Annotated in this window: 3 protein-coding genes; all 3 read left to right on the top strand. The window is 63.2% G+C overall.

Translation table 11 applies throughout. The annotated features are described in order from the left end of the window. The coding region (locus FN369_RS08560; protein WP_142525742.1) for an FAD-binding oxidoreductase at nt 1-1,313 on the top strand (1,313 nt) is incomplete at its 5' end. A gap of 74 nt (nt 1,314-1,387) precedes the next feature. Beyond that, complete coding sequence (locus FN369_RS08555; RefSeq protein WP_142525741.1) at nt 1,388-1,912, top strand: hypothetical protein; 525 nt, start codon at nt 1,388-1,390, stop codon at nt 1,910-1,912. A 5-nt stretch (nt 1,913-1,917) separates the two neighbouring features. Continuing rightward, on the top strand, nt 1,918-2,665 hold a 748-nt coding region (locus FN369_RS08550; RefSeq protein WP_178087769.1), incomplete at its 3' end, for an RsmE family RNA methyltransferase.

Here is a 2,665-nt window from a genome sequence, read left to right as displayed (position 1 = left end):
CCGCCGATCCCGAGGCGCTCGCCCGCAACGCGGGCGATGCCTGGATGGCAACGCAAGCCCCGGAAGCGGTCTTCTATCCGGAAGACACCGAATCGGTCGTGCGGCTGGTCCGATGGGCTTCCCAGGCCCGAGTGGCGCTTACCCCCCGTGGAGCGGGACGCGGCTACGTAGGGGGCTGTGTCCCCATCCGAGGTGGGATCGTCGTCAACTTCTCCCGGATGAACCGGATCCGCGAGATCGATCCGCGCGATGGAGTCGCGGTCGTCGAACCCGGGGTGATCACCGCCCAACTCCAGGAAGCGGCCGCCAAGCTCGGCTGGTACTACCCGCCCGATCCGGCAAGCGCTTCGGAAAGCAGCTTGGGAGGAAATATTGCGACCAATGCGGGAGGTCCCCGCTGCCTCAAATATGGGGTGACTCGCCACTATGTGCTCGGCCTCGAGGTCGTGTTGGCCGATGGAACGGCCATCCGCGTCGGCGGACGCACCCACAAGAACAAGGTCGGCTTCGATCTCGTCGGCCTCTTCGTCGGCTCGGAAGGACTCCTCGGGTTGGTGACGGAGGCGACGCTGCGCCTGATCCCGCGCCCCCCCTATCGGGTCTGCGCGGCGGCGATCTTTCCCTCGATCGAGTCGGCCGCCGGCTGCGTCGAGGAGATCTTTGGAGCCGGCCTTCTCCCTTCGGCTCTGGAAGTCGCCGACCGATTTACGTTGGAACGGGCGCGCGAGTTTTGTCCGGAGCCGATTCCTCCGGGCGAAGCGCACCTTTTGGTCGAGATCGACGGCCATGCCGCGGGAGTCGAAGCGGAGCTCGAGAGCCTTCTTCCCATCCTTCGGCGCTCGGGCGCGGGAGAGGTCCAAATCGGCCGCGGAGAGGAAGGATGCGACCCGCTCTGGCGAACCCGGCGTGCCTTTTCGCTGGCCTTGAAGGCCAGCGGCCTCACCAAGCTCAACGAGGATGTCGTCGTGCCCAGAGGGCGGCTCGTCGACCTGGTGCGTTTGGGGAGCGAGATCGAGCTTCGTTATGGATTTCCCGTCGCCTGCTTCGGCCATGCCGGAGACGGCAACATCCATGTCAACTTGATGATCGATCGGAGCCAGCCCGGGATGGAGGAGCGCGCGCAAGAAGCCCTCGACCTTCTCTTCCGCCAGATCGTCGCTTGGGGAGGATCGATCACGGGGGAGCATGGCATCGGCATCGCCAAGAAGCGCTGGTGGCCCCTCGCGGCCTCTCCCGCCGTCCGCGCCCTGCACGAGCACTTGAAGCAGGCGTTGGACCCGGAAGGGTTGCTCAACCCAGGAAAATTCGTTTGATTTTGTTGCCTCTGCTCGGCAGGCTCGCCAATTCGACCGGCTCTTCGAGTGGCGAGGCCGATTCTGAGAAAGCTATGGGATTCGAGGACACCTTTGACTACTCGCTTGAATCGAGTCGCGTGATCTTGCTGCCGCGCACGCGGGTGGCGACCTTCCGTACGTCTCTGGTCCATTACACGCTGATGACCGAGGCGATGGACAGGGTAGGCACGACCTTCGTCCGCGAGGGAAACCTGGAAGCGGAGCAGCCGCAGCTCATCCTGCCGAAGACCATGGAGAAGCTGCTCTTGGAGGGTTTCGGCGAAAAGGCCCGCGCTTATGCGCAATGGTTGAGCAGACAACCCGATTCTCTCTCGTTTTTGCGTTATGGATTTCAGCTGCGCAAAGAGGAGCTGCGCTTCCGCAAGGTAGACTCCCCGATCGACTCGGTGATACACGCCATCACGCGGGAGGTGCAGGAGCGGGACGATCCCTTTGCGACTGTCCTCGTCGGCATTGAGGATGGCTGGGAAGTCTCTCTCTTGCGCTTTTTCCTCGAATGGGTGCAAAAATCCCTCCCCCGGAATGTCCACGATCTCCGCCAAGAAGGCTTTCTCTAAAAAGGATGGCCGAGGAGCACCGCCGTTCCCCCGTTCTCTTTCGAGATCCGGAACGGGAAGACCGCTGGAGAGCACTCTCGGAAATGGAGCGTTACTACTTGGCGCAGCCGGAGGAGAATCTGCTCGGAGCGCAGGAGTCGGAGCATGCCCTGCGCGTGATGCGCCGGCGTCCGGGAGATCGGATCACCCTCTTCGACGGGGCCGGCACGGAGTGGATTGCGGAAGTAACCGGGCGGGAAGGCCGCCGACTCGCCTTCCGGAAGATCGCAGAGAGGAAAGTGGCACCTCCTTCTTGGAAGATCGCAATCGCCCAAGCCCTGCTCAAGGCGAAGGCGATGGATCTTGTTTTCCAAAAGGTCACCGAGCTCGGGGTGACGGAGATCTTCCCCGTGTTTTGCGATCGATCGGTGGAGCGTCGGGAAGGAGCGGAACGCAAGCGCGCCCGTTGGACCGAGATCACGATCGCCGCCGCAAAACAGTGCCGGCGCGCGTGGCTTCCGAAAATCCATCCGCTCACGGATCTCGGGGAGCTGAGCCGCGAGGCGTCTGCCTACCCGGTGAGGCTTTTCGGATCTCTGCAAGCGGGGGTTCCTCCGCTACGCAGCCTCCTTCCACTCCTTCGAAAAGAAGCAGAGCGGGGCGTTCTTTGCTTGATCGGACCCGAGGGGGATCTTACACCGGCGGAACGGTCCCGCTTAGAAGGGTGGGGGTTTCGGCCCGTCTCCCTGAGTCCGACCGTCTTACGGTCGGAGA

The organism is Methylacidimicrobium cyclopophantes (genome assembly GCF_902143385.2).
Lineage (GTDB): Bacteria > Verrucomicrobiota > Verrucomicrobiia > Methylacidiphilales > Methylacidiphilaceae > Methylacidimicrobium > Methylacidimicrobium cyclopophantes.
Note: the sequence above shows the minus strand (reverse complement) of the source record. Positions and strands in the feature narration are given on the sequence as shown.